The organism is Nocardioides sp. (genome assembly GCF_031422975.1).
Lineage (GTDB): Bacteria > Actinomycetota > Actinomycetes > Propionibacteriales > Nocardioidaceae > Nocardioides.
Genome location: NZ_JANPEO010000282.1, coordinates 1 through 3,062 on the forward strand (window position 1 = coordinate 1; position 3,062 = coordinate 3,062).

At 68.4% G+C, this 3,062-nt stretch carries 5 protein-coding genes and 2 tRNA genes; 3 read left to right on the plus strand and 4 right to left on the minus strand.

Annotation, left to right across the window (positions count from 1 at the left end):
• Positions 1-302: 302 nt before the first annotated feature.
• Positions 303-695, minus strand: coding sequence for a response regulator (locus tag RMO85_RS08385; RefSeq protein ID WP_310528272.1), 393 nt, complete (start codon positions 693-695; stop codon positions 303-305).
• Positions 696-825: 130 nt separating this feature from the next.
• On the opposite strand from RMO85_RS08385, the gene RMO85_RS08390 reads away from it, so the two are divergent.
• From RMO85_RS08390 to RMO85_RS08400, 3 genes are all read left to right on the plus strand, one after another.
• Positions 826-898: transfer RNA gene (locus RMO85_RS08390), tRNA-Glu, on the plus strand.
• A gap of 91 nt (positions 899-989) precedes the next feature.
• Positions 990-1,066: transfer RNA gene (locus RMO85_RS08395), tRNA-Asp, on the plus strand.
• A 59-nt stretch (positions 1,067-1,125) separates the two neighbouring features.
• Positions 1,126-1,479 (plus strand): metallopeptidase family protein, encoded by a 354-nt coding sequence (locus RMO85_RS08400; protein ID WP_310528273.1) that lies wholly within the window; start codon positions 1,126-1,128, stop codon positions 1,477-1,479.
• Positions 1,480-1,485: 6 nt separating this feature from the next.
• Here the strand turns inward: RMO85_RS08400 and RMO85_RS08405 are convergent, their stop codons facing one another.
• From RMO85_RS08405 to RMO85_RS08415, 3 genes are all read right to left on the minus strand, one after another.
• Positions 1,486-1,818: a CrcB family protein gene (locus RMO85_RS08405; protein WP_310528274.1), complete on the minus strand. Its 333-nt coding sequence runs from the start codon at positions 1,816-1,818 to the stop codon at positions 1,486-1,488.
• Positions 1,815-2,225: a CrcB family protein gene (locus RMO85_RS08410; protein ID WP_310528275.1), complete on the minus strand. Its 411-nt coding sequence runs from the start codon at positions 2,223-2,225 to the stop codon at positions 1,815-1,817. The genes RMO85_RS08405 and RMO85_RS08410 overlap by 4 nt, the downstream gene beginning before the upstream one ends.
• Positions 2,222-3,062: ATP-binding protein (locus RMO85_RS08415; protein ID WP_310528276.1), on the minus strand; the 841-nt coding region annotated here is incomplete at its 5' end. The genes RMO85_RS08410 and RMO85_RS08415, both read right to left, overlap by 4 nt.

Here is a 3,062-nt window from a genome sequence, read left to right on the forward strand (position 1 = left end):
TGCATGATCTTGGCCATCATCGGGTGGCCGCCGCTCGCCAGGAGTACATGGCGTAGGTCTGGGTGGCGATGCGGTTGGTGCTGCGTCGCTGCATGATTTTCGTAATCATCGTGTGGCCGCCGCTCGCCACGAGTACATTGAGTACGTCTGGTTTGAGACCCGCTTGGTCGCACATCGCTGAATCAACTTGTTCATCATCGGTCGTTCTCCCTCACCTAGAGACTCGCCGAGCTCGCTGACCGAGTGGCGACGTGCGGGCCACCTCTGAACCGACCCGTGACGCACTGTACGGTGAGATGCCCTTACGAGCGAGTACCCAAATCCTTCTCGGCTATGAGGTCACGCAGCTGCTGGGTACGAAGCGGCTTCTGGAACACGTTCGTCACCCCCAGCTCCTGCAGCACGGCTCGGCGCTCGCCGGCCCAGGCGGTGATGACCACCACCTCGAGTCCGACGGTCCGATCAGGGTGCTCGTTGAGCCAGCGGACCACGTCTTCGCCGCCCATCCTGGGCATGGTCAGGTCGAGCAGGATGAAGTCGTACAACTCCTCCTGGAGCGCGGCCACGGCCTCGAGGCCGTCCGCGGCCTCGTCGGCGAGGTGCCCCTGGCGCACCACCATGCGCACCATCAGGTCACGAATGTCCTCGGTGTCTTCGACGATGAGGAAGCGCAGCTGCTTCGCCTCAGTGCTCACGACAGCAAAGGCTAGCGGCGTGGAGGGCAGTTCCGCGACGTGGTTGTCCGCACATGCTCAGTTTTTGGGCGGCTCCGCGCCCTGCCCCTATGCTGTACGACGCCTCAGGGACCCACGTCCTGACAGGCAGGCCCCCATCGTCTAGCGGCCTAGGACGTCGCCCTTTCACGGCGGTAGCACGGGTTCGAATCCCGTTGGGGGTACGTCTCATCGCGGTGCCACCCCTCGATTGGCAGGGGCGGGAAAGGATGGGTTAGAGTTCCCCCGCTTCGACAGAAGCACCAGCACCACCCTGGCCCCGTAGCGCAGTTGGTTAGCGCGCCGCCCTGTCACGGCGGAGGTCGCGGGTTCGAGTCCCGTCGGGGTCGCCACCACTGGCCCGGAGCATCGCTCCGGGCCAGTAGGCATTTCGGCTCTATACGCTGGCGACATGCCTTTGGAGATCGCCCCCGCTGCCTTCGATCGGCTTGTCGAGGAGGCTCTCGATTCGTTGCCGGCCGAGATCGCCGCGAGGGTTCACAACGTCGTCCTCCTCATCGAGCCGCAGGCGCCGCCCGAGGACCCCGACCTGCTGGGCGTCTACGACGGGGTCGCGCTGACCGAGCGCGCGGCCAACCACGCGGGCGACCTGCCCGATCGGATCGTGTTGTTCCGCGACAACCTCCTCGCCATGTGTACGACCCCCGAGCAGTTGGCCGACGAGGTGCGGATCACCGTCGTGCACGAGATCGCGCACCACTTCGGCATCGACGACGCACGACTCGACGAGCTCGGCTACGCCTGATCCGTCTCAGAAGCTGGCGCCGAGGGCAAACCCGAGGAAACACATCGCAATCGACACGACGGCCGTGACTGCGGCGTACGCACCACCCAGGCGTGGTCCCCGGTCGACGGCCTGGACGACGAACGCGGAGTAGGACGTGAGCGCTCCACAGAAGCCCGTCATGGCCAGGGCCCACGCGTGGTCACCCAAGGACAGCGCCGCGAACACCCCCGCCAGGCCGGAGCCGACCACGTTGACCAGCAGTGTGCCGAGCGGCCAACGGTCGTCGAGGCCAAGGGCCCACAGGTAGCGCAACGGGGCGCCGATCGCCGCGCCGAGCGCGACCAACAGCGCGGTCATCGCGGCGTCCGGGCCAGGCGGCGGCCAGCGGCCGCGGCAGCCAGGCAGGCTGCCAGCGTGCCGGTGAGATACAACCCCGCCAGCGCGACATCGCCGTCAGCGGCGAGCGAGCGGGTCTCCTCCGCCCAGGACGACACCGTGGTGAAGCCACCGAGCACTCCCGGGCCGAGGAACAGCGTCCGGACCGGTGAACGGCGGATGGCGCCCACGCCCGTCATGGCCGCGAGCGCGAGGCAGCCGGCGACGTTGATCGCGAAGGTCACCCACGGCAACGCGGTGCCGGGGTCGACCGCCTCCCCCAGCCCCCATCGCAGCAGCGCTCCCGTAGCGCCGCCCAGCGCCACGACCAGGAGTGGCAGGGCGCCCTCGAGCGCGCCCGAGTGGGCGGGCGCATCGGGATGGGTCACGAGACCTGCTGGTTGCCCAGTGATCGGGCCGGGTCCGACTGCCGGAAGGTGACGGGGGGCTCGCCATCGATCTGGCGGATGTATTCGGTGAGGTACCAGATGTGGAACGCGCGTTGCTCGGGCGTGCGCTGGATCGAGAGCAGCCGCTCGGCCTTGCAGAACGCATCGGCCAGGTCGAACATCTCGAGCATGGTCTTCAAGATGGGCGCGGCCTCCGGCTCGACCGTGACGTTGAGGTTGATCGTGGCCGACCCGGCTCGACGGGCGCGCTTGATCGCGAAGTGGACGTCGCGGGGCAGTTGGCGCTCGTAGCTGGCGAACATCGCGGACAGGTTGGCGGCCAGCGGGTAGGCATCCTGGTGGGCGACCGCCAGCAGCCGGAGCTCGCGGCGCAGGTCGGCGTACTGCCGGCTCAGGGCTGTCGCGAGAGGGACGTCCAGGCCCAGGAGTTGTACGGCGACGGCCTGGTCGCTGCGAGCCTCGACATCGGGCTCGGTGTGGCTGTCGAAGATCGGCTCGGCGGCCTCGTGATCGCCGACTCCGGTCGCGGGCTCGAACCACACCACCTTGCCGTTGTCCTCGATGGAGGCGCCCCACGCGACGGACGACATCGCGACCATCGAGAGGCCGCGACCGAAGGTCGCCAAGAAGTCGTCGGGATCCGCGACGTGGGCGGACGGGACAGGCGCCAGGGAGGAGCCGTCGAGCACCTCGATCCGGGGGTGCGTCGCCGTGCCGCGCACCCGCACCGAGATCGGCGCCATGCCGTGCAGGATCGCGTTGGCCACGAGTTCGGCGGTGCCCAGTTCGGCACACTCGACGAGATCGTCGCGCCCC